Source organism: Streptomyces sp. NPDC102514 (assembly GCF_055584525.1).
On sequence record NZ_JBVJLW010000002.1, the window covers coordinates 657,623 to 681,496 of the forward strand.

18 protein-coding genes are annotated in these 23,874 nt (G+C 71.8%); 1 reads left to right on the plus strand and 17 read right to left on the minus strand.

The window, feature by feature from the left end; genetic code table 11:
- Positions 1-166 precede the first annotated feature (166 nt).
- The 17 genes from ACZ60E_RS07795 to ACZ60E_RS07875 all read right to left on the minus strand — a co-directional run bounded on the left by ACZ60E_RS07795 (position 167) and on the right by ACZ60E_RS07875 (position 22,500).
- Positions 167-424 (minus strand): LapA family protein, encoded by a 258-nt coding sequence (locus tag ACZ60E_RS07795; RefSeq protein WP_469438937.1) that lies wholly within the window; start codon positions 422-424, stop codon positions 167-169.
- Positions 425-493: 69 nt separating this feature from the next.
- On the minus strand, positions 494-1,432 hold the full coding sequence (locus ACZ60E_RS07800) for a S66 peptidase family protein (RefSeq protein WP_469438938.1): 939 nt from the start codon (positions 1,430-1,432) through the stop codon (positions 494-496).
- 7 nt (positions 1,433-1,439) lie between these two features.
- Entirely contained in the window at positions 1,440-3,461 is a 2,022-nt protein-coding gene (locus ACZ60E_RS07805) for a S9 family peptidase (RefSeq protein WP_469438939.1), read from the minus strand.
- Positions 3,462-3,514: 53 nt separating this feature from the next.
- The gene (locus ACZ60E_RS07810; RefSeq protein ID WP_469438940.1) at positions 3,515-4,849 is read right to left on the minus strand and encodes a M20/M25/M40 family metallo-hydrolase; all 1,335 of its coding nucleotides are present in this window, start codon (positions 4,847-4,849) and stop codon (positions 3,515-3,517) included.
- 1 nt (position 4,850) lies between these two features.
- A complete protein-coding gene (locus tag ACZ60E_RS07815) occupies positions 4,851-5,687 on the minus strand; it encodes a M55 family metallopeptidase (protein WP_384807075.1) in 837 nt (278 codons plus the stop codon).
- Positions 5,688-5,733: 46 nt separating this feature from the next.
- On the minus strand, positions 5,734-7,533 hold the full coding sequence (locus ACZ60E_RS07820) for an immune inhibitor A domain-containing protein (protein WP_469439015.1): 1,800 nt from the start codon (positions 7,531-7,533) through the stop codon (positions 5,734-5,736).
- 107 nt (positions 7,534-7,640) lie between these two features.
- The gene (locus tag ACZ60E_RS07825; protein ID WP_469438941.1) at positions 7,641-8,318 is read right to left on the minus strand and encodes a GntR family transcriptional regulator; all 678 of its coding nucleotides are present in this window, start codon (positions 8,316-8,318) and stop codon (positions 7,641-7,643) included.
- Between the two features lie 214 nt (positions 8,319-8,532).
- A complete protein-coding gene (locus ACZ60E_RS07830; protein ID WP_384807071.1) occupies positions 8,533-9,534 on the minus strand; it encodes a proline racemase family protein in 1,002 nt (333 codons plus the stop codon).
- Between the two features lie 52 nt (positions 9,535-9,586).
- Positions 9,587-10,513: a dihydrodipicolinate synthase family protein gene (locus ACZ60E_RS07835; protein ID WP_469438942.1), complete on the minus strand. Its 927-nt coding sequence runs from the start codon at positions 10,511-10,513 to the stop codon at positions 9,587-9,589.
- 45 nt (positions 10,514-10,558) lie between these two features.
- Positions 10,559-11,953: an FAD-dependent oxidoreductase gene (locus ACZ60E_RS07840; RefSeq protein ID WP_469438943.1), complete on the minus strand. Its 1,395-nt coding sequence runs from the start codon at positions 11,951-11,953 to the stop codon at positions 10,559-10,561.
- On the minus strand, positions 11,946-12,254 hold the full coding sequence (locus ACZ60E_RS07845; protein WP_453795544.1) for a (2Fe-2S)-binding protein: 309 nt from the start codon (positions 12,252-12,254) through the stop codon (positions 11,946-11,948). The genes ACZ60E_RS07840 and ACZ60E_RS07845 overlap by 8 nt, the downstream gene beginning before the upstream one ends.
- Positions 12,255-12,256: 2 nt before the next feature.
- Positions 12,257-13,462 (minus strand): NAD(P)/FAD-dependent oxidoreductase, encoded by a 1,206-nt coding sequence (locus ACZ60E_RS07850; protein ID WP_469438944.1) that lies wholly within the window; start codon positions 13,460-13,462, stop codon positions 12,257-12,259.
- A gap of 67 nt (positions 13,463-13,529) precedes the next feature.
- A complete protein-coding gene (locus tag ACZ60E_RS07855) occupies positions 13,530-15,389 on the minus strand; it encodes a glycoside hydrolase family 76 protein (protein ID WP_469438945.1) in 1,860 nt (619 codons plus the stop codon).
- A 132-nt stretch (positions 15,390-15,521) separates the two neighbouring features.
- Positions 15,522-16,250: a class I SAM-dependent methyltransferase gene (locus tag ACZ60E_RS07860; protein ID WP_469438946.1), complete on the minus strand. Its 729-nt coding sequence runs from the start codon at positions 16,248-16,250 to the stop codon at positions 15,522-15,524.
- A gap of 210 nt (positions 16,251-16,460) precedes the next feature.
- Positions 16,461-18,914: an ATP-binding SpoIIE family protein phosphatase gene (locus tag ACZ60E_RS07865; RefSeq protein WP_469438947.1), complete on the minus strand. Its 2,454-nt coding sequence runs from the start codon at positions 18,912-18,914 to the stop codon at positions 16,461-16,463.
- Positions 18,915-19,431: 517 nt separating this feature from the next.
- The gene (locus ACZ60E_RS07870) at positions 19,432-21,834 is read right to left on the minus strand and encodes an MFS transporter (RefSeq protein WP_469438948.1); all 2,403 of its coding nucleotides are present in this window, start codon (positions 21,832-21,834) and stop codon (positions 19,432-19,434) included.
- A 222-nt stretch (positions 21,835-22,056) separates the two neighbouring features.
- On the minus strand, positions 22,057-22,500 hold the full coding sequence (locus ACZ60E_RS07875) for an SRPBCC family protein (protein ID WP_384807056.1): 444 nt from the start codon (positions 22,498-22,500) through the stop codon (positions 22,057-22,059).
- A 150-nt stretch (positions 22,501-22,650) separates the two neighbouring features.
- Here ACZ60E_RS07875 and ACZ60E_RS07880 point away from each other — a divergent pair, with 150 nt between their 5' ends.
- A complete protein-coding gene (locus ACZ60E_RS07880; protein ID WP_469438949.1) occupies positions 22,651-23,691 on the plus strand; it encodes an Rv2578c family radical SAM protein in 1,041 nt (346 codons plus the stop codon).
- Positions 23,692-23,874: the final 183 nt, after the last annotated feature.

Consider the following 23,874-nt stretch of genomic DNA (forward strand, 5'->3'; position numbering starts at 1 on the left):
GGCTTTCAGGGGCGCGGGGAACTGCGCGAGCGACCCCCACCGGCCCGCAGATCCCACGGGCGCGCGGACCCCAGGGGCGCGGGGAACGGCGCAGTCTTTTAGGGGCGCGGGGAACTGCGCGGCCAGCCCCCACCGGCCCGCAGTCGAGCAACCGGCCCGCCGGACGCTACCCCCGGCGCCGCACGAAGAACGCCCCGCACAACGCTCCGATCACCGCCGTGGCGAGCAGCGCCATCCACAACGGCATGGTCACCTCGGGAATCAGCAGCCGGATCTTCGTCGCCCGGGTGTTCTCGAAGATGAAGACCAGCCCGAGCACGGCCAGCGCGACAACCGCCACCCGCCCGGGCGTCAGCAGACTCGCCCGCCCGGCCGCCGCGCCACCACCACCGCCACCACTCTGCTGCGCACTCTTCCGGCTCATGGAACCAGGATGGGCTCACAGGCGCAGGCCACGCACGGTGAGCGGTCCCTCCGGGTGAGAGGTGAGACGTCAGGCCAGGGCCGGCGCGTCCAGCGTCAGAACCCCGGCGCCCGCGTCCAGCTCCGCCCGTACCCCGAAGGGAACCGTCAGCGCCCCCTCCCCGTGCCCGAACCCGAACTCCTCGGCGATCGGCACCCCGAGTCCGCCGAGCCGGTCGAGGAGCAGTTCCCGCACCCGCTCGTACGGGCCGCACCGCTCCCAGGACCCGAGCAGGATCCCGGCGACACCGTCGAACCAGCCGGCCCGCAGGAGCTGCGTGAGGTACCGGTCAAGGCGGTACACCTCCTCGCCGACGTCCTCCAGACACAGCAGCCCGCCGCTGGCGGAGGGCCGGGCGTGCGGTGTCCCCAGCTCGGAGGCGAGCAGGCTCAGACAGCCACCGAGCAGGACGCCGGCGGCCCGCCCCGGGACCAGCGCCTGTCCGGCCGACCGGATCGTCCGTACGGACTCCGGCGCGAAGAGGGTCGCCCGGAGATGGTCCTGGGCGCGGGCGTTCTTGACGAAGTCGATGCCCGCGGCCATGGGACCGTGCAGGGTCACGAGCCCCAGCCGCGCCGCGAACGCCTCGTGGAGAGCCGTGATGTCACTGAAGCCGACCAGCACCTTGGGCCCCGCGGCCCGCAGCGCGTCCCAGTCGAGCAGGTCGGTCATGCGCTGCACGCCGTAGCCGCCGCGCGCGCAGAGCACCGCGGCCACCGACGGGTCGCACCAGGCGGCCTGGAAGTCGGCCGCCCGGTCGGCGTCCGTGCCCGCCAGATAGCCGAACGTCCCGTGCCGGTCGAGGACATGGGGCCCCACGACCGGTTCGAGGTCCCAGCCACGCAGGATGTCGACCCCGGCCTGCAGCCGTTCCTCCGGGACGGGCCCGCTCGGCGCGACGACGGCGACCCGCGCTCCGGCCACCAGCCGCGGAGGCCTGACAGGTTCGTTCGTCGGTCGGCCGTTCAACGGCCGGTCACTTGACGAGCTCCAGTGCGGGAACGCCGGGCGGTTTGAGGCCGAACACCTGGGCGTACAGGGAGAGTTCGGCCTCCAGAGCGCGCACCATCGTCTCGGTGCGGCGGAACCCGTGGCCCTCGCCCTCGAAGGTGATGTAGGCGTGCGGCACGGACCGCGCCTGCTCCTCCAGCCTGGCGAGGAACCGCTCGCACTGCGCCGGCGGGCAGATGACGTCGTCGAGGCCCTGGAGGAGCAGGAAGGGCGCGGTGACCTTGTCGGCGTGCTCGGTGGGCGACCGTTCCGCGTACCGTGCGGGCACCTCGGCGCGTGGCCCGATCAGGCCCTCCAGGTACTGGGACTCGAAGTCATGGGTCTCGCCCACACCCCAGCCCACCAGGTCGAGGACGGGGTAGAGGATCGTCCCGCACGCGTACACGTCGGTGGCGACCAGTGAGGAGGCGGCGGTCCAGCCGCCCGCGCTGCCGCCCCGTACGGCCAGCCGGTCGCGGTCGGCGGTGCCCTCCTCGGCGAGGGCGAGGGCGACGGCCGCGCAGTCCTCGACGTCGACGACACCCCACTGCTCGCGCAGCCGGTTGCGGTACTCGCGTCCGTACCCGGTGGAGCCGCCGTAGTTGACCTCGGCGACCCCGATGCCGCGCGAGGTGAAGTAGGCGATCTGCAGGTCCAGGACGAGCGGGGAGCGGCCGGTGGGACCACCATGTGCCCAGACCACATAGGGCGGGAGCACATCTCCGGGGGCCACATGGCCGGGGTGGTGTGGCGGGTAGACATGTGCGTGGATCTCCCGCCCGGCGGGTCCGGAGAACGTACGGATCTGCGGTTCCGGGTAGTAGGCGGGGTCCACCGGGTCGTTGTGCCGGGCTCCCACGACACGGGCCCGTCCGGTACGGGCGTCCAGCTCGACGACCTCGTACGCGCTGCGCGGGCTGGCGGCGACCGTGACGACACGGCTGCCGTCGACGGCGAGGGTCGGCGCGTACTCGCTCCAGGGCCCGGCCGCGTCGACGACCTCGCCGCTCTCCGGGTCGAGGATGCCGAGCGCGGTGGCGCCCCGGCCGTGCACGACGGCGATCAGGCCGCTGTCCAGCGGCGCGAACCAGCGGCGGCCGACCGTCCACAGCGGCCCGCCGAACTCCTGCTCGCGGTTGCACAGCAGAAAGGGCGGCTCACCGGCGGTGCCGTCACCTGCGGTGCCGTCGCCGGAGGCCCGGTAGAGGTTCCACCAGCCGGTGCGGTCGCTGGAGTACAGGAGGGAGCCGTCGCGACCCCAGTCGGCCTGGGCGATCGCCTCCTCGGGGCCGCCCGCGACCGTCCGGGGCTCCCCCAGGGACCCGTCGGAGCCGACCTCGGCCACCAGCAGCTCGGTGCCGTCCCACGGCATCCGCGGGTGGTCCCAGGCCAGCCAGGCCGCGCGCCGCCCGTCGGGCGAGATCCGCGGCCCGGTGACGAACCGGTGCCGGTCGTCGGTGAGTTCGCGCACCGCGGTCCGGTCCTCGGCGGCCGAGCCGTCCAGCGGCACGGCGGCGACGAGCCGCCGCACATCGCTGGGCCCGTCGCCGGTGAACTCCTCCAGTACGCACCAGACCTCGCCGAGTTCGACGCGCACCTGCGGGTCCACCCACCGCAGTCCGCCGCCGACGGAGGACACGGGGGTGAGGGGGCGCGGGCCGCTCCCGGGGTCGGCGGGCTCGTACACGTACAGCCGCTGGTCGGCGAAGTTCACGAACACGACCAGCGGGCCGTCCTCACCGACCGCGCCGGTCCAGGACTGTCCGCCGTACTCCATGACGCGGCTGCGGACGTTCCACGGGGCGGGCAGTACCGACTCCTCCGTGCCGTCGGCGAGGCGGCGCACCAGGGTGCGGCGCCCGCCCTCGGAGGGCCGGGGCTCGGTCCACCACGCCTCGTCGCCGACGAAGCCGACGAAGTCGGGGTGCCCGTCGTGCGCGGCGGCGAGCGCCGCGTCGATGGGCGAGGGCCAGGAACCGTAGGCCAGCGTCTGCACTGTGTCCCCCATTTTCTTCTTTGTCCCTCTGTCTCTTTTTCCGTTTTCCCTCGGGCCGTTTCTTCCTAGGCCGTGCGCAGGAAGCGGTCGAGTACCCGGACTCCGAAATGCAGTGCCTCGACGGGCACCCTTTCGTCGACCCCGTGGAAGAGGGCCTGGTAGTCGAAGCCCGGCGGGAGCTTGAGCGGCGCGAAACCGTAGCCGGTGATGCCGAGGCGGGAGAACTGCTTGGCGTCCGTGCCGCCCGACATGCAGTACGGCACGACGTTCCCCTCGGGTGCGAACTCCTCCACGGCCGCCCGCATCCGGGCGTACGTCGTCGAGTCGAGCGGCGCCTGCAGGGCGACCTCACGGTGGACGAACTCCCACTCCACGTCCGGCCCGGTGAGCCGGTCGAGGGTGGCCCGGAACTCGTCCTCCGTACCGGCGAGGAAGCGTCCGTCGACGTGCGCGACGGCCTCCCCGGGGATCACGTTGACCTTGTAACCGGCGTCCAGCATGGTCGGGTTGGCGCTGTTGCGGACCGTCGCCTCGACCAGGGAGGCGGCGGGACCGAGCTTGTCCAGCAGCCGGTCGACCCCGTCGGGGCCGTCGAGCGTGGGCTCGACCCCGTACAGCGCGGCGAGTTCGGTGAGCGCCGCGCGGACCGTCGGGGTGAGCCGTACGGGCCACTCGTGGTCGCCGATCCGCGCGATCGCGGCGGCGAGCCGGGTCACCGCGTTCGACCGGTTCACCTTGGAGCCGTGGCCCGCCCGGCCGCGCGCGGTGAGCTTCAGCCAGCCCGTGCCGCGCTCGCCCGCCGCGAGCGGGTACAGCTGACGTCCGGCGCCGTCGTGGAAGGTGAACGCCCCGGACTCGCTGATGCCCTCGGTGCAGCCCGCGAAGAGCCCGGCGTGCTGGTCGGCGAGGAAACCCGAACCGTCCTCGGCACTCGCCTCCTCGTCCGCGGTGAACGCGATCACCAGGTCGCGGCGGGGGCGTACGCCTGCGCGTGCCCACTGCCGGACGACCGCGAGGATCATCGCGTCCATGTTCTTCATGTCGACCGCGCCGCGTCCCCAGACGACCCCGTCGCGGACCTCGCCGGAGAACGGATGGACGCTCCAGTCCTCCGCCTGCGCGGGCACGACGTCCAGGTGACCGTGGACGAGCAGCGCGTCGGCGGACGGGTCGGTGCCCTCCAGGCGCGCGACGACGTTCGTACGCCCCTTGGTGCGCTCCAGGAGGGTCGGCTCAAGCCCCGCCTCGGCGAGCAGGGCGGCGGCGTACTCGGCGGCCGGCCGTTCCTGGCAGTCGCCGCCACCGCGGTTGGTGGTGTCGATGCGGATCAGGTCGGAGGTGAACCGGACGACCTCGTCCAGGGCCTGCTCGTCGACGGCGGTCTGCTGTATCACGCTCATGTCAGCCATAGTTCTCCTCCACGGCGGCCGAGACGATCGTGGTGACCGCCTTGAAGGTCCGGATGCCCTCGTACATCGTGGCGCTGGTGTACGCCACCTTGCGTTCCCCGGTCCGCTCGACGCCCGGGACGACGGTGGCCGACAGGGCCAGGTGCTCGGCGTCGAACTCCAGGGCCACGGTGAAGGGGCCCGCCCGGCGCGGCTCGTGCCGCACCGCGAGCCGCGCCGCCTCCTTGGCCGCGGACCGGATGTCCGCCGCCGTACGGGCCGGGGTGCGGCACACGGCCGCGTACCGCGAGACATGGTCCTTGACGGCGACCTTCAGCGCCTCGGGCGCGTAGCCGAGCGCGTCCTCGCAGGCCACGTCGTCGCCGGTGACCAGCACGACGGGGACTCCGTACTCGGCGACGACGTGCGCGTTGAGCAGGCCCTCGCTGGCGCGCTCGTCGTTCACCCACACGCCGGTGATCGAGTTGGCGAGGTAGGTGTGGGCGAGGACGCCCTCCATGCCGGCGCCCGCGTGGTAGCCGACGAAGGCGATGCCGTCGACGTCGCCGTGCTGCACGCCCTCGACCATGGAGAGCGATTTGTGCCGCCCGGTGAGCATCTCGACCCGTTCGTCCAGTTGCTCCAGGAGCAGGTTGCGCATGGTCGAGTGGGCCTCGTTGATGAGGACCTCGTCGGCGCCGCCGTCGAAGAAGCCGAGGACTGCGGCGTTCACGTCCGAGGTGAACATCGAACGGCACCGCTCCCACTCGGGTGCGCCCGGCTCCACGTCGGCGGGCCAGGTCACCCCGGTGGCGCCCTCCATGTCGGCACTGATGAGGATCTTTACCATGTTCCAGTTGTATCGCAGTCGCGATGCGCTCCACAGGCCCGGGCGGTCAGCCGGTCGAACCGACCGAAACCTTCACTCGGCCGTCGGCATGTTCCTCGTCCACGGTGATGGTGGTGCCGGAGTCGGCGTCGTAGCTGGATCCGTAGGGCGCGGTGTCGTAGTGGTGGACCCCCTTGAGGTCGTCGAAGACCGGGACGGCGGGCCGGGCGGGGATCACCGTCCGCACACCGCCCAGGTGGAAGACGAGCGGCGTGGTGGGCCGCAGACCGAAGGGCGCGTCGTACGTCTGGAGGCGGCCCCGGATCACCGCTCCGGAGGCGGTCCGGGCGGGTTCCGCATGGGCGTCGATCGGCAGGATCCGGCCGTAACCGCCCTTCGCACGGGTCTTGTTGTCGCGGTACTTGGTGTTCCAGTACCAGATCAGAACACCGCTCTCGTAGTGCAGCCGCTCCTTGAACCGGGGCTTCCCGGGCGCCCAACCCAGGTGAAAGGGACTCGACTTGAGGAACCTGTCCTCCCCCACGTACTGCCTGTTCTCGACGACGTAGTAGCGGGCGTTGCCGTCCGCGTCGGCCGGCAGGTTCACCAGAAGGGCCTCAGGACCCGCGGTCGCGGAGGGCACGGACAGCGGGTTGAGCGTGACGGTGGAGGAGGCCCCGGCCTTGACGGTCACATAGTCGAGCCACCCGAGCCGGAGCCGGGCCCAGGCGCCCAAGTCGGCGGGGTGGGCGGCAAGTTCGTCGTCATCCGACAGGAGCGACCCCTGCCCCATGACCGACCAGAAGCCGGTGGAGTTCTCGGCGCCCGAGGTGTCGTACAGGTCGGGCAGGCCGAGGTCGTGGCCGTACTCGTGGGCCAGGGTGCCGAGGCCCCGGTTCTCATTCGTCATCGTGTAGTCGTCGACCCAGATCCCGGAGTCGCCGACCTCGCTGCCGCCGCCCTTGCGCCCGCCCGCCGGGCCCAGCCTGCCGGCGCCGGTCTGCAGATGGCTGACGTTTCCGCGGTGGGACCCGATGGCGTCGGAGCCGTTGACACCACCGCCGTTGACCTGCGACTCCCCCGCGAACATCAGCATCACGCGGTCGAGATAGCCGTCGGGTTCGTCGAAGTTCCCGTCCCGGTCGTGGTCGCGGCGGTCCCAAGTGTCGTACGCGGCCAGGTACTTACGCAGTGAGGCGACACTGCGGCCTGCGGCGCGCTGGTCCTCGTACCACTGGTCGAGCCCGTCGCTGACGAGCTGCTGATTGCAGTAGTACGTCGAGATCGGCTTGCCCTGCCTCTTGCAGGCGTCGGTGCCGTAGTGCGCGAGGCGGTGGCCCACGCGGGTCCAGTCATGGACGGTGCCGGTGATGGTGTAGGCACCGCTGGACTGCCGCTGGTAGTAGCCCTTCAGGCTGTCCCCGGAACCGTCCTGACCACCGCCCGCGCCATCCGCCGTACCGAAGATCTGCCGCTGGTAGTAGGCAGGGCTGTAGTCGGCGGCCCAGACGGTGGAGTTGTCGACGGAACGGTCGGGTTCCGGAATCCGATTGTGCGCGTAGTCGGCGAACTCGACAGGCAGCACGAAGACTTTGTCTTTGGCACGCGTCACCGGGTGCGGGTGCGTGACGGCACGCGTGCGGGTCGGCTCGGGCGCGCGCGTCGCCGGGTGCGGGTCCGCTGTGGCCGGCCGCGCAGTTCCCCGCGCCCCCAAAAGACTGCGCAGTTCCCCGTGCCCCTCTTTCAGGGGCACGGGGAACTGCGCAACGGGGGTTCGGGGGCGGAGCCCCCATGCCTGTGCCGCAGCATCGGGGGCCAGGGCGGAAAGCGCCACGGCGGCAGCACCGACCACCACCGCTCCGCGCATCCACTCGCTCACGTGCGTCCTCCTCGCGCTCCCGGTCCCGAACCGCACTCAGGAGAGCATGAGGACGCACACACGCGAGGTTGCCGGACAGCGTGTCGCCGTCACGGTCACTCGGCCGCCCACAACCCCCGTACATGCCCGAGATGACGCGTCATGACAGCACGTACGGCCCCCTCGTCGCGGGCGACCAGCGCGTCCAGGATCTCCAGGTGTTCCTCGGCCGAGGCCTCCAGACGCCCCGCCTCGACCAGGGCATGCAATCCGTACAGCCGAGAACGCTTGCGAAGGTCGCCGACGACCTCGACGAGGTGCTCGTTACCGGCGAGGGCGAGCAGGCCGAGGTGGAAGCGGACGTCGGCCTCGACGTACGCGATGAGGTCACCGGCCGCCGCGGCCGTGACGATCTCCTGCGCGACGGGCCGCAGCGCCGCCAGGTCGGCGGGGGCCGCGGAGGCGGCGAGGCCGACGGTGGTGGGGATCTCGATCAGCGAGCGGATGTGCGTGTACTCGTCCAGCTGCTTCTCGGACACGGCGGTGACCCGGAACCCCTTGTTGGGCACGGTGTCGACGAGCCCTTCCTTGGCGAGGTCGAGCAGCGCCTCACGCACGGGGGTGGCGGAGACCCCGAACCGCGCGGCGAGAGCGGGCGCGGAGTGCACCTCCCCGGGTCGCAGCTCCCCCGCGATGAGTGCAGCCCGCAAAGCATCCGCAACCCGCTCCCGGTAACTGGGCTTCTTACCCCCCAACGCGGAAAGGGCGGGCGCGCCGACACGCTGGGCAACCATGGACGATCTCCTAGGACTTCGGTCTTTCAGGGGCGCGGAAAACGGCGCGGTCGTTCGCTTTGGCTTTCAGGGGCGCGGGAAACGGCGCGATCTTTCGCCTTCAGGGGCGCGCGGAACGGCGCAGTCTTTCGCTTTGGCTTTCAGGGGCGCGGGGAACTGCGCAGTCCTTGAGCCGCACCAGCCAACCCACCAGCCACTCACCACCCACCCCCGCCTACAACACGAACCCCGCCGGAAACGGATCATCAGGATCAAGAAGATACTGAGCGGTCCCAGTGACCCACGCCCGCCCAGTGAAACTGGGCAGCACAGCCGCCACCCCACCCACCTCCGTGGTCCCGTGCAACCGCCCACTGAACCGCGTCCCGATGAACGACTCGTTCAGGAACTCGGTCTCCAGGCCGAGTTCCCCCCGCGCATGCAACTGCGCCATCCGCGCACTCGTCCCCGTCCCGCAGGGCGACCGATCGAACCACCCGGGATGGATCGCCATCGCATGCCGGGAATGCCGGGCCGTCGACCCGGGCGCGACCAGGTGCACATGATGACAGCCCCTGATGCTGGAGTCCTCGGGATGAACCGGCTCCCCTTCGGCATTGATCGCGTCCATCAGCGAAAGACCCGCGGCAAGGATGTCGTCCTTACGCGCCCGGTCGAAAGGCAGCCCGAACTGGTCGAGCGGCAGAATCGCGTAGAAGTTCCCGCCGTACGCGAGGTCGTACGTCACCGTCCGCCCGTCCGCGAGCTCGATCTTCCGGTCGAGGGCGACGGCGAAGGACGGCACGTTCCAGAGCGTGACCGACTGCGCGGCCCCGTCCCGCACGGCGACCTCGGCGACGACGAGCCCGGCCGGTGTGTCGAGCCGGATGGTCGTCACCGGCTCGACGACCTCGACCATGCCGGTCTCCACGAGTACGGTCGCGACCCCGATCGTCCCGTGCCCGCACATCGGGAGATAGCCCGACACCTCGATGTAGATGACGCCGAAGTCGCAGTCGGGCCGGGTGGACGGCTGGAGGATCGCGCCGCTCATCGCCGAGTGCCCGCGCGGCTCGTTCATCAGCAACTGCTTGATGTCGTCGCGGTGTTCACGGAAGTACAGCCGCCGCTCGTTCATCGTCGCGCCGGGAATCGTGCCGATCCCACCGGTGATCACCCGGGTCGGCATGCCCTCGGTGTGCGAATCGACGGCATGCAGGACGAGTTTGCTACGCATGTACTGTCTCCCTCTCTCCCCGGACGAACCCGGCCTCTTCCCGACCCGGCCTTCAGACGAGCCCGGCCGCCACGGCCTTCTCCGTGGCGGCCCGGACGGCGGCCTCCTGGTCGGCCCGCAACGGCACGCGCGGCGGACGCACCGGCCCGCCGCGCCGGCCGACGATGTCCATCGACAGCTTGATCGCCTGGACGAACTCCACCTGGGAGTCCCAGCGCAGCAGCGGGTGCAGTTGGCGGTAGAGGGGCAGCGCGGTGTCGAGGTCGCCCCGGACGGCGGCCCGGTACAGCTCGACGGACGCGGCGGGCAGCGCGTTCGGGTAACCGGCGACCCAGCCCTTGGCGCCGGCGACCGCCAGCTCCAGAAGGACGTCGTCGGCGCCGATCAACAGGTCGAGATCCGGAGCGAGTTCGGCGATGCGGTAGGCCCGCCGGACATCGCCGGAGAACTCCTTGACGCCGTGGATGTACCCCTCGCCGTGCAGCGTGGCCAGCAGTTCGGGCACCAGGTCGACCTTGGTGTCGATCGGGTTGTTGTACGCCACGATCGGCAGGCCGGCCTTCGCGACCTCCGCGTAGTGGGCGAGCACCGAGCGCTCGTCGGCCCGGTACGCGTTCGGGGGCAGCAGCATCACGGAGGCGCAGCCCGCGTCGCGTGCCTGCTCGGCCCAGCGCCGGGCCTCGGCGGAGCCGTACGCGGCGACGCCGGGCATGACGCGCGAGCCGCCGATCGCCGCCACGGCCGTCTCCACGACCTTGGCGCGCTCCTCGGGGGTCAGCACCTGGTACTCACCGAGCGAGCCGTTCGGTACGACGCCGTCGCAGCCGTTCGCGACGAGCCAGGCGCAGTGGTCGGCGTACGCGTCGTGGTCGACGGAGAGGTCGTCCCTGAGCGGTAGGGCGGTGGCGACGAGGACGCCGCGCCAGGGACGGTCGGAGGTCTTGTCGGCCATCTCGGTCCTGCCGGTCCTGTCGGTCATGAGGGTTCCCGTCCGATCCTTGAAGTCATGGGGCATGGGGGTGGGTCAAGAGGCTTCATCGGGCTCGCGCGCCAGCACACCGAGCGGCACCGGCCGCGCGAAGGGCCGCCGTGCCGGTGTCGGCGGGCACCCCGCGAGCCCCGCCACCGCGGGAGCGCACATCCGGCCCTGGCACCAGCCCATCCCGGCCCGGGTCAGCAGTTTCACGGTACGTACGTCGCCCGCACCGAGTTCGTCGACGGCCTCCCGGATCGCGGCGGCGGGCACCTCCTCGCAACGGCACACGAGGGTGTCGTCGCCGACCCGCTCCACCCAACGGTCGGGCGGTGTGCAGACGTTGTCGACGGCGTCGAAGAACTCCCGCAGCCCGTCACGTGCCTTGGCGGCCGATGCGTACGAACTGGGCTCGGGCGTACGGGAGTCGAGTCGCGCGGCGATGGACAGGCCCGCGATCCGGCCCTCGGCCAGTGAGAGTGCGGAGCCGCCGATCCCGGTGGTCTCGCCTGCGGCCCAGACGCCCGGCACGTCGGTGCGCTGTTCGTCGTCCACGGCGACGTTCACCCCGTCGAGGCGGCAGCCGAGCGTCTCGGCGAGGTCGGTGTGCGGCAGCATGCCGTGTCCGACGGCGAGGCTGTCGCAGGGAACGCGCCACTCGCTGCCGCCCTTGACGCGTCCGTCGGCGTCGAGCGCGGCCACGGTCACGGCTTCGAGGCGGTCGGTCCCGTGCGCGGCAACGACGGTGTGCCGGACGTGGACCTTGACCCGGTGCCGCGCCAACTCGGCGGCGTACCGGGCGCCTTCGGCGAGCTTGTCCGGATGGGCGGCGAGGACCCGCGCATGCCGTACGAAGTCCTTGGGGTCGGCGGATTCCACGAGGGCGGCCACCTTCGCCCCGGCCGCGGCCAGTCCGACGGCCACGGGCATCAGCAGCGGCCCGGTCCCGGCGACGACGGCGGTACGGCCCGGCAGCACGAGTCCGCTCTTCAGCATGGCCTGCGCCCCGCCCGCGGTGACGACTCCGGGGAGGGTCCAGCCGGGGAACGGCAGCACCTTCTCGTAGCCGCCGGTCGCGAGGAGCACGGCGTCGGCCCGAGCCACGACGGACTCCTCCTGCTCGGGCCCGAGCAGAGCGTGCACGGCGAAGGAACCGGACTCCCCCTCCACACACCACACATGATGTTCCGTCAGGTGCGTGATCCTGCCCGCCCCGACGTGCGCCGCCAGTCCGTCGCGGAGTCGTTCCCAGGTGCGCCACTGGTGGTGCAGTGCGCTGGGGCGGCGGGCACCGAGCCCGGTGGCGGGCTGCCGGTAGAACTGGCCGCCGGCCTGCGGAGCCGCGTCCACGAGGGTCACCGCCACACCGCGCGCGGCAGCCGCGAGGGCGGCGACGAGCCCGGCGGGTCCGGCGCCGATCACCGCGAGGCGGGGTCGTTCACTCATGCCGTCCGGTCCCTTCCTGGGTTCGGATCACATCACCCGGCTCCGCCCGTACCAGGCAAGCCCGTTGGTTGGGGCGTCCGTTGACGGTCAGCAGACAGTCGAAGCACACCCCGATCCCGCAGAAGACTCCGCGCGGCTCACCGCTTCCCCGGGTCGTGCGCCAGGACAGGACACCCGCGGACCACAGGACGGCCGCGATCGTCTGGCCGGGGAGAACGGCCAGTTCCCGCTCGTCGAACGTGACCGTGAACGGCGGTTCGGGCCGGGCCCGGACCAGCCTCAAGGGAGTACGCGGCGTCACGATCAGAACTCCTCGGGATCGGGAGCGGGTGCGGATGCGAGATCGGGTGCGGGATCGGGGAAGCGGTCGGGGCGGAACGGCGCGAGGTCCAGGTCGGGCCTCTTGCCCGCCAGCACCTGGGCGATCAAGTGGCCGGTACCGGTGGCGAGTCCGATGCCCGCGCCCTCGTGCCCGCACGCGTGGAAGAGGCCGGGCACCCGTGCGTCGGGCCCGACGGCGGGCAGGTGGTCGGGCATGTAGGGGCGGAAGCCGAGGTAGGCGCGCATGGCCCGCACCTCCGCCAGGAAGGGGAACAGCCGGGTCGCACCGGCCGCCAGTTCCCGGGTGACGGGCAGCGAGAAGGAGCGGTCGAAGCCGACCCGTTCCCGGCTGGCGCCGATCAGTACGGGGCCCGCCGCCGTTCCCTCGACCACCGGGGAGGTCTGCAGCGCCGCCGAGTCACTGGCCACGTCGGCCACGTAGTCCGCCGCGTACACCTTGTGGCGCACCCTGCGGGGCAGGGGTTCGGTGACGAGGACGAAGCCGCGCCGGGGCAGTACGGGCAGGGACACCCCGGCCAGCGCGGCCAGTTCCCCGCCCCAGGTCCCGGCCGCGTTGACGACCGCGGGCGCGTGGATGTCGCCGTGCGAGGTCCGGACGCCGCGCACCGCCCCCGACGCGGTACGCAGCACGTCCGTGACCGTCCGGCCGGTCCGCAGAGAGGCACCCGCGGTACGGGCGAGCCGGACGAGACGGGCCGCCGCGAGCGTCGGCATCACCTGGGCGTCCTGCGGGTAGAGCACGCCACCCGCGAGGCCGTGCGCCACGTACGGTTCGAGGTCGTGGAGTTGGTCCGGGCCGACGGAATCGGCCCGGACCCCGGCCGAGCGCTGTGCGGCGGCCAGTTCCTCCAGCGCCGCCAGCCCCTCGGACGCGGAGGCGACGACGAGTCCGCCCTTGGCCTCGTACTCGACGGACTCGCCCACGCCCGGCTCGGCGGCGAGGTCGGTCCACAATCTCCCGGAGAGCAGGGCGAGTTCGAGTTCGGGGCCGGGTTCCTTGTCGGAGACGAGGAGGTTGCCCTCGCCGGAGCCGGTGGTGCCGCCCGCCACCGGACCACGGTCCACCAGGACGGCACTCAGCCCCGCCCGAGCCGCGTACAGGGCGGTCGCCGCCCCTACCATTCCGGCCCCGACGACCACGACATCGCAGGTCAGCGAGTTGCTCACGTCAGTAATATGTCACATAGCCCCGTGAATGCACACCCCCCTTCGCAGCGTTCCGGAATCCCCGTAGTCAGCCCGCCAGCCGTGCGGCGGCCGTCAGTGCCTCCAGTGCGCTCGCCTGGGTGCGCCAGTCCGAGACGTTGGGCGCGGTTCCCGACCAGCGCTGACCGAGGCGGTTGAGCGGGTCACGGTCGGTCGTCCAGACGGAGTCGGCCTGCTTGGTGACGTACGCCTTGTACGCGGTCGAGGCCGTGGCGTCCGCGAGGTCGGCGAGGTGCCGGACGAAGATGCCCTTGAACTGCTTCTGGTTGTCGTCGCAGGAGGCCGTGCCCAGGTCGCAGGACTCGGTCAGTACGCCGCCACGGGTCAGCGCCGGTGAGGAGATCGCGGCGTCGGCCAGCCGCTTGGCCGTGTCCAGGTACCGGGTGCTCCCCGTCGACCGCCACAGCTGGGTGAAGGCTCCGATGGCGAGTCCCTGGTTGTAACTCCACACGGTCTGGCCGTTGTTGGCGCAGCCCGAGGTGATCCCGTCGTTGACGAGGCCCGCGGAGTTGATCATTCCGCTGGCGAGGTACCAGTCCGCGGCCGTGGTCGCGCGGGCGCCCCACACGGTGTCGCCGCTGATCCGCTGGTGCAGCGAGGTGGTGAGCCACAGGTAGAGCCCGTTGGTCACGGCGTTCTTGTAGGTGCGCTCCCGGTCCCACCAGACACCGCCGCCACAGGTACCGGTGTCCCAGTACTGGTGGACGTAGTTCGTGATGGTGACCGCTTCCTCCAGATAGCGCCGGTCGCCCGTGTAGTCGTACGCCGTCAGCCAGGCCACCGCCCACCAGCCCGCGTCGTCGATGGCGCGGCTGATGAAGTGCCCCTCGATCGGGTCCGAGCTGCGCCCGCCCGCGGGGAAGACGCCACGGTTCTGTTCGTAGGTGCGGGCGATCGCCCAGTCGTAGTCGTGCCGCCCGCTCTGCTCGGCGAACTCGACGACCGTCGTGAGCGCGACGGCGGAGTTCCACCAACTGCTGCGCCACCAGCCCTCATCGGTCCGGTACGAGGCCATCAGCGCGTCCGCCGCGCCGCGCGCCCGGGTCGGTGCGGGCCTGGCCCAGGCCGTGCAGCTGCCTTCCTGGTGGGCGGCCTCGCGACCGCAGGCGCGGACCGCCCCGCCGTACAGCAGGCCGCGGGGGTCCCGGGTGGCGAACAGGGTGGTCCGGGTGGAGGTGGCCCCGGAGGACACGCTCGTACGGCCGAGGGAGGAGCCCTCGGGATGGCTCGCTCCGCCGTCCCAGGAGCGGTCCAGCCATATCTCGTCGCCCGCGCCGCCGCCCGCGATGACGCCCCAGGCCGTACCGCCGCGCTGGTCGACGTGCAGGCTGATGGTGCGGCCGAAGAGGGTGGTGGCGGGCACCGGGGTGTCGCCGCCGGCCGCCGTGGCGGGGTCGGCGCCGTCGCAGGCCGTGCCGTCGCACACCTTGGGGTACACCCAGTCGGTGCAGGTCACCCCGGCGGCGTCGCCGCAGGCGCGGATCCAGCCGCGCCGGTGCGCGACGGGGTCGGTGATGTTGTACATGAGGGTGCGGGTCCCGGTCCATGAGCCGGGAACGCTCGCCTTGCCGAGCAGGCCGTCCCAGGTGGCGCCCCGGTCCCAGGAGCGGTCCAGCCAGACCGCGTCGCCCGCCACGCCGTTGTCGATGCTCGCCCAGGCCGCGCTGTCCGGGTCGGAGACGTGCAGGCGCAGGGTTCTGCCGTTGATGGTCCGGTTCGGCACCGGGAAGGTGTCCTGCTGCGCCTTGGAGGGGTCGAGCGTGTCGCACACCAGGGCGCAGACCGGTGTCGCGGCGTGGGAGGGGGTGGGGGGAAGGGCGACCAGGCCGGTCAGGGCCAGGAACAGGACCAGGAGTCCGCCGACGAGGGGGTGGTGGCGTGCCGCCATGACGAATCGCCTCTCTGGGGAAGCCGTGCGCGGAAGGGCGGTGGCGGCCTGCCGGGGAACCGCCGTTTAGATCGTGCCCATGTCAAACGGCACCTACGACCGAACTTCCCCGGGACTTGGCACGACTTCCGGTCACTCCCGGATACGGCCCACGACCATCCACAGGGAGGGCAGTTCGATGCGCGAGCCGTCGGCCCGGTGCTCCGTGGTGACGAGCGGCAGCGCCCCGCTCGCCACCACCCCGAGACCGGCCGCCCGCAGATACTCCGGCACGGCGGCGTCGGCCACCTCGCCGGGCGCGATGCCGTGCCGGAGGACGGGCGCGAGTTTCGCGGGCGGCCCCTCGGGGCTCCGGGCGAGGTCGCGCAGCAGGACACCGGCCGCCTCGGCCAGTTCGACGACGAAGGCGCGGCCCCGGTCGCCGACGAGCATGGCCAGACCGTCGACGAGCGACTGCCGGTCGGCGGGCTCGCACTGGTGCAGGACGCCCCGCATATAGACGTTGGCGTCGCCCATCTCGGCGTGCAGCGTCTCGGCCTCGGCCCTCTCCGCCGCGTCGACCATCCGGTAGTGGGCCTGGCCCGCCGGGTCCGCGAGCCGGGCGTGGTCGAGGGCCGCGGCCGACAGATCGGCGCCGATGACCCGCGGATAGCGGTCCGCGAGGAACCGGGTCTGGGTGCCGTTGCCGCAGCCGAGGTCCACGAGCGGCAGCCCCGGGGCGGTCAAGTGCGGCTCGAACAGGCCGAGATGGACGCCCACGGTGAGCACGGGCTCGGCGTCCCAGAAAACGGCTCCCCGATCATCGGGAGCCTCCCGCCAGAAGCCCTCCCAGGCCTCCCTGTACCGAGTAGTCACGCTCATGCCAGCTCCCCAGGAAAATGTGACGGGCAGTCCGGTTTACCGCGCCGGGGTCACAGCGACAAGAACAGGGCGCACACCTTCACGGCTCATTCGCTCCCGCACGCGGTCACGCTCGGGGCCACGCCCCGAAGGGGCGCGGCGAACTGCGCGCCCCGCCCCCACCGACCCGCAGAGTCATCTCTACGCTTCCAGCCCAGCCAAGCCAAGCGGTCAGCGCCGCGGCAACGTCAGTTCGAACCACACCGTCTTGCCGGAGCCGGTCCGACTCGTCCCCCACTCACGCGCCAGCGTGCTCACGACCCGCATCCCGCGCCCGAACTCGTCGAGCCGCCCCGCGCTGAGCAACGTGGGCAGGGTGTGATCGTCGTCGTCCACCTCGCACAGCAGGGTGTCGCCCCGGACCAGCCGGAGGTCGATCGGCCGGCTGTGGGAATGCCGTACGGCATTGGTGACCAGCTCGCTCACCAGCAGCACGGCGGTGTCGGCGACGGAACCGAGGCCCCACACGTGGAGCTGCTCACGGACCGCCGCACGCGCCCGGCCCGCCTCCCGGGGGTCGTGCCCGATCCGCCACTCGGCGACGTCCTCGGGCTCGATGCCGTTGAGCCGCGCCATCAGGAGCGCCACGTCGTCCTTGCGGCCACCACGGGTGTTGAGGGCCCGGATGATGGTGTCGCAGGCGTCGTCCATGGAGGCGGCCGGATGGGCCGCGGACTCGCAGAGCGTGGCGAGGCCGACACCGATGTCCTCGCCACGCACCTCGACCAGGCCGTCGGTGCACATCACGAGCCGGTCGCCGGGTGCCACCCGCACGCGTACCGACTCGAAGGGCACCCCGCCGACTCCGATGGGCGCGCCGGTGGGCAGTTCCAGCAGATCGCTGTGGCCGTTCTCGGCGCGGACCAGCACGGGCGGGATGTGGCCCGCGTTGGCGATCTCCAGCTCGCTCGCGATGGGGTCGTAGATCGCGTACAGGCAGGTCGCGAGGTAGTGCTCGCCGAGTCGCTGCGCCAGGTCGTCGAGGTTGCGCAGGAGTTGGGAGGGTGGCAGGTCGAGGGCCGCCATGGTCTGGACGGCGGTCCGTAACTGCCCCATCATCGCCGCCGAGTTGAGCCCGTGGCCCATGACGTCACCGACGACGAGGGCGGTGCGCGAACCGGGCAGTTTCACGGAGTCGAACCAGTCGCCGCCGACCCGCCCGAGCAGTGTGCCCGGCAGATAGCGGGTCGCGATGTCACAGCCGGACATCCGCGGGGAGATGTGCGGCAGCATGCTGTCCTGGAGGGTCTCGGCGACACTCTCCTGGTACGTGTACATGCGGGCGTTGTCGAGTACGAGCCCGGCGCGCGCGGCGAGTTCGGCGCCGGTGACGCGGTCCATGTCGTTGAACTCGACGCGCTCCGGGTGCCGCAGCAGGATCATGAAACCGAGGACGACGTTGCGGGCCTTGAGGGGCACGACCAGCATGGAACGGCCGGTGATCAGGGGCCGGATGTCGCGCTTCTCGAACTGCGCGGCGATCATGTGGCCCATCTGCTCGCTGATGCGGGGCACGAGGACGGGTTCGCCGGTGGTCATGCACTGGAAGAACGGGGTGTGCGCGGGGAAGGGCATGGCCTCGCCGACCGGCACGACGTCGTCCCAGCGGCCCGGTTCGTCCGTGTGCTCCAGCGCGACCCGGTGCCACATGGTGGTCGTGTCGGGCACGCCGTCGGAGAAGCCCTCACCGGCGACGACCTGTTCGCGCAGATAGGTCCCGGCCACGTCGGTGAAGCGCGGGACGACGGCCCGGCTGACCTCGACGATGGTGCGGGACAGGTCGAGCGAGGTGCCGATGCGTCCGCTGACCTCGTTCAGGAACTCCAGCCGCTCGCGTACGGCGGCGTATTCGAGGTCCTCGACCTCGTCCTCGGCGTCCTGCGGCAGGGGCTCGCCCGACAGGGCCGCGGCAGCCGCCCGCTGTCGGCGCTCCATGCGCTCGGTGCGGCGCGGGACACCCCAGTCGGGGGTGACGGGGACGCGGTCGTTCTGGCTGAACTCCAGGACCGGATAGCCCAGTTCGAGGACCTGGGAGACGATGCGGGCGCTTTCGCCCACGCTCATGCTCGGCAGGATCTCGGGCAGCCTGCCTGCCAGGTCCTCGGCGCCGGGGAAGTCGGTGTGCAGCGCGAACCCGGGCGCGATGCGCTCCACGGCGGCGCCCGCGCCGGACGCGCCGGACCCGTCGGTGTCGTCGGGACGCAGCGCGCCCGCGTCGGCGGCGAGGACCAGCAGGCGTTCGGCGCCCGGGCCCACGAGTGGGTACGCCCACCACAGGACGTCGATCCGGTCGCTGTCCGCCGCCGTCAGCCGGGCACGGCCCGCGGCCGGGTAGAACAGCCGCCCGTCCAGGGACGATTCGAGGTCGGGGCCGAGTCCGTCGTACGCGGCGTACGCCCCGTAGGGGGCGGTCTCGTCGTCCTCGGGCAGTGCGCCGGAGACCGGCAGCAGGTCGACCACGGGACGGCCTACGGCTTCTTCCCTCGCCGTGCCGAAGAGGCGGCGGGCGCCGCGGCTCCAGTGCGAGACCAGTCCTTGGCGGTCCACCACGACCACGGCCAGCGGAATCCGCCCCGCCGCGGCTGCCCCGTGCGGAGGGTTGCCCCTCTCGGTGCCACGGTCCATGGCTCAGGCCCTCTCTCCCACGGTCCGCAAGATCTGTGCCACCACTCCGACCACGGTACGTCCGTACCCGACGGCGATGTGCCCCATTCCCCGAATTGCCTCCGGCGCACACCCCCCACCACCTAGGGGCGCGAGGAACGGCGCGACCGGCCCCCACCGTCCCGCGCCCGACGAACTCCCCGAGCCCACCCCAGGGGCGCGGGGAACTGCGCGCTCCGCCCCCACCGGCCTGCACCCGACGTACCGCCCAAGCCCCCCAAGGGGCGCGGGGAACGGCGCAATCTTTTGCCTGCGGACCGGAGGGGGCTGGCCGCGCAGTTCCCCGCGCCCCTGACGGGGCGGGGCCGCGGGCAGACCGTCGACTGCGGACCGGAGGGGGCTGATCTCGCCGTTCCTCGCGCCCCTGAGGGGACGGGGGCGCGGGCAGATCGTTGGCCGCGGGCCGGTGGGGGCCGGGCCTCGGGCAGAGCGTCGGCCGCGGGTCGGTGGGCGCTGGGCCCCGGGAAAGGGCGCGGACTCAGTCGTCCTCGTGGCCCAGTTGGAGGTCGCGCTCCGTGCGCCCACCCCCCGCCACCTGCAACACCGTGGCCACCGGCGGATACCCCGCCGCGATCACCGTGTACTCGCCCGACGAGAGGTCGATGAACCGGAACGCTCCGTCACCCCCCGTGGTCAACGTGTCCACCACATTGCCCGCCGCGTCGAGCAGCGTCACCCGAGCGTCCTCGACCGGCCGCCCCCCGCTGGCCCGCACAGTGCCCCGCAGCACCGCCCCGCCCGCGAGTTCGACGTCCTGCCGGGTCTCGCGCGCGGCCTGCACGCTCACCGGCAGGGCGGCCGGGCGGAAGGCCGGCGCGCTCCCGGCCAGCGTGTACTCCCCCGCCACCAGCTCGGTGATGACATAGCCGCCCTCGCGCCCGCTGCGCGTCGCGGCGACGACCTCCCCGTGCACATTGGTGAGCGTGACGGTCGCGTCCCGTACGGGCGTCCCGTCCGCCGTGACGACGCTCCCGGCCAGCCGCCCCGCACCGCCGAGGACCACGTCCAGTTCCACGGGCCGTTCCCCGACGGTGACGCTGACCGCCTGGGGCTGGTGCCCGCCGGCCGCCGCGATCAGGACGTACGACCCCGATCCGGGCGTCGACAGCGCGTACCGTCCGTCCTCGCCGCTCGCGCCCCGCCCGATCTGCTGCCCGGCGACGTCGATGAGGGTGAGCGCGGCTCGGGGTACGACGGTGCCGTCGGGGTGCTGCACGGTGCCGCAGACGGGAATCCCGGCGGCGTACGACGAACGCGCGCCGGGCAGCGGGGTGTTGAGCGGCGCGGCGGTCTCGGGGGCTGCGGTGGGGGTGTGGTGGGACACCAGTGGTTTCTCCTTGAGGAAGAAGGCGACAAGCAGGCCCAGGACGAGCACCGGCACGAGGTAGAGGAAGATCCGCGGCATCGCGTCGGTGTACGCCGCGATGTAGCCGTCCCTCTGGTCGGCGGGCAGCGTGTGGACGAGCTGCGGGGTGATGGACTCGGGGTCGGGCACGCCGGCCCCGGCGGGCAGCCGGTCGGCGAGGGAGTCGGCGAGCCGGTTGGCGAAGAGCGTGCCGAAGACGGCCGCGCCGACGCTGCCGCCGATCTGCCGGAAGTAGTTGTTGGCGCTGGTCGCGGTGCCGAGGTCGTGCGGGTGGACGGAGTTCTGGACGGCGAGGATCAGTACCGGCATGACCAGGCCGATCCCGGCGCCGAGCAGGGCCATCCACACGCTGTAGTGCAGCCGGGGCGTATCGGCTTCGAGCCGTGAGAGCAGCCACATGCCGACGACGGACAGGGCTCCGCCGAGGATCGGATAGATCTTGTAGCGGCCGTTGCGGCTGATGAGCTGGCCGGAGACGATCGAGGCGCCGACGATGCCGCCCATCATGGGGAGCATGAGCAGGCCGGACTCGGTGGCGCTGGCGCCGTCGACCATCTGCAGGTACGTGGGCAGATAGCTGGCCGCGCCGAAGAGGGCGACGCCGACGATCACCCCTACGAGAGCGGTGACGTTGAAGACGCCGTCGCGGAACAGCCGCAGTGGGATGAGGGGTTCGGCCGCACGGTGCTCGGCGACGAGGAAGAGCACGGTCGAGGCGACGGCTCCCGCGGCGAGTCCGAGGACGACGCGCGAGCCCCACGCGTACTCCGTGCCGCCCCAACTGGTCAGCAGGACCAGGCAGGTGGAGGCGGCGGCGAGCAGCAGGGCGCCCAGGACGTCCAGGCGGGGCCTCGCGGTGGGCTTCGGCAGTTCGAGGACGACGGCCACGACGGCGAGGGTGACCAGGCCGAAGGGGACGTTGATGTAGAAGCACCAGCGCCAGGAGAGATGGTCGGTGAAGTAGCCGCCGAGCAACGGGCCCGCGACCGAGGCGAGTCCGAACGCGGCGCCGATCATCCCCATGAAGCGGGCCCGCTCCCGGGCCGGCACGACGTCCGCGATGATGGCCTGTACGCCGATCATGAGGCCGCCGGCGCCGACTCCCTGGAGGGCGCGGAAGGCGATCAACTGGTCCATGGTGCGCGACCATCCGGCCAGCGCCGAGCCGATCACGAAGACGACGATGGCGAACTGGAAGACGCCCTTGCGTCCGTACAGATCGCCGAACTTGCCGTAGACGGGCAGTCCCACGGTCGAGGTGAGCAGGTACGCGGTGATCGCCCAGGACATCTTGTCCAGGCCGTGCAGCTCTCCGACGATCTTCGGGAGCGCGGTGGCGACGATCATCTGCTCCAGGGCCGCGAGGAGCAGCGCGAGCATGAGCGCGAAGAAGACCAGGCGCACGCGGCGCGGGCTCAGTGTCTCCAACTGAGGGTGATCGGGCGGCGCTTGGGGTGTGTCGGGGGCCGGAGAGGAAACGTCTCGTCCGCTCTCCGCCAGAGCCGTTCCGCCCACGTGCTGCTCCCCTCGTCGCGCCTGCGGGGCCCATTTCTCGCATTGTGCGACATCTGGGAGCAAGCGCGACGAGTCGCCCTGAGGCGGGCCCCGGTGGACGTATCCGCCGGTGGGAGCCCTACGGCGTACAACTGGGCCCGTACGGAAAACCACTCGAAACGGTGAGCGTGGAAATCGTCCGGGCCGGTGGGGTCCAGGAGGGCGGGGAGTCGCCCCGTGGAGTTACTTCTCCACCTCGGCGGCGAGCTTCGCCAGCACCTCGTCGTAGATGCGGCCGAGACCCTTGGGTGCGAAGGTCCGCTCGAAGAACCCGCCGATGCCGCCGGCGCCGTCCCACACGGTGGTGACGACGACGCGCGACCTGCCCTCGCCGGCCGGGGTGACGCGCCAGGTGGTGACCATCGAGGAGTTGCGGTCCTTCTCGACGAGTTCGCCGTCGGTGGGCTCGCTCACTTCGAGCAGGCAGTCGCGGATGCGCTTGCTGGTGGCCTGGAGCTTCCAGTGGACGAGGGTTCCCTCGCCGTCGCCGCCCTCCCGGACCTCGTACTCGCTGAAGTGCTCGCTCAGGATCTTCGAACGCGTGCCGTTGTAGTCGGCCAGCGCGTCGAACACGTCGTCCGGCTGACCCGTCACGACTCGCTCGGTGGTGGCCTCGACCTGCGCCATTGCGTTCCTCCAGCACTCGGGATCTCGGGCGTCAGCGCTCAGCCAACCATCACGCGGCCGGGCCACCCAAATCGGGGTCCGGAACTACGGGGTCGCACGATCAAGGGAACATGTGTTCTATTCTGTGGTCAGTGCTATCGAGGAGGCGTCATGCGGTGGGAGAACCTCGCAGTGGAGTCCGACGGGAATCCGTCGGCCGGCCCCACAAACCCCGCGCTGTTCGGCGCGGAGTCGGTGACCACCAGGACGTTCGACACGCCCGAGTTCCGTGGGATCACCTTCCACGAGATCCGGGCCAGGTCGATCGTCAACCGCGTCCCGGGGGCATCGCGCATGCCCTTCGAGTGGACGGTCAACCCCTACCGGGGGTGCACGCACGCGTGTGTCTACTGTTTCGCCCGCAAGACCCACAGCTATCTCGACCTGGACACCGGCCTCGGCTTCGACAGCCAGATCGTGGTGAAGGTGAACGCCCCGGAGCTGCTGCGGCGCCAGCTCGGCTCACGGCGCTGGCTCGGTGACCACATCGCGATGGGCACCAACGTGGACTGCTACCAGCGCGCGGAGGGCCGCTACCGGCTGATGCCCGGCATCATCGCGGCCCTGCGCGACCACGCGAACCCCTTCTCCATCCTGACCAAGGGCACGCTGATCCTGCGCGACCTGGACCTCCTGAAGGAGGCGGCGGCCGTCACCGAGGTCGGGATCTCCGTCTCCGTGGGCTTCACCGACCTCGACCTGTGGCGGACCGTGGAGCCGGGCACGCCCGCCCCGGAGCGCCGCCTCGACGTCGTACGCACCCTGAGCGCGCACGGCATCGACTGCGGGGTCCTGATGGCCCCCGTGATCCCCTTCCTGGGCGACGATCCCTCCCAACTGCGTGCGACGGTACGGGCGATCGCCGCGTCCGGCGCGACCTCGGTGACCCCGCTCGTACTGCATCTGCGGCCCGGCGCGCGCGAGTGGTTCATGGGCTGGCTGGGGCACCACCACCCGCATCTGGTGCGCCGGTACGAGCGGCTGTACGCGGAGGGCGCGTACGCCCCGAAGTGGTACCAGCGGCGGATCACCCGGCAGGTGCACGAGCTGGCCGAGGAGTACGGGATAGGCCCCACGCGCGCGGGGATGCCCCGCAGGATCCCGGTGCCCGAACCGGTCACGACGGGGCCCACCCAGCTCACCCTTCTGTGACGGCACACCCCCACACACCGGCACCGACATCCCTCACACATCGGCCGGCACTCCCTGCCCGGCATCCGGCCGTACAGCGCGGCCCAATGGGGTCAACTCTCGGCAGAAGCGGTCCTTCCGGGCGCCCGCCCCGGGACGATACGGCCAGGGCCGTGAGGTGCACGGCCCGCTGTCCGGTCCATC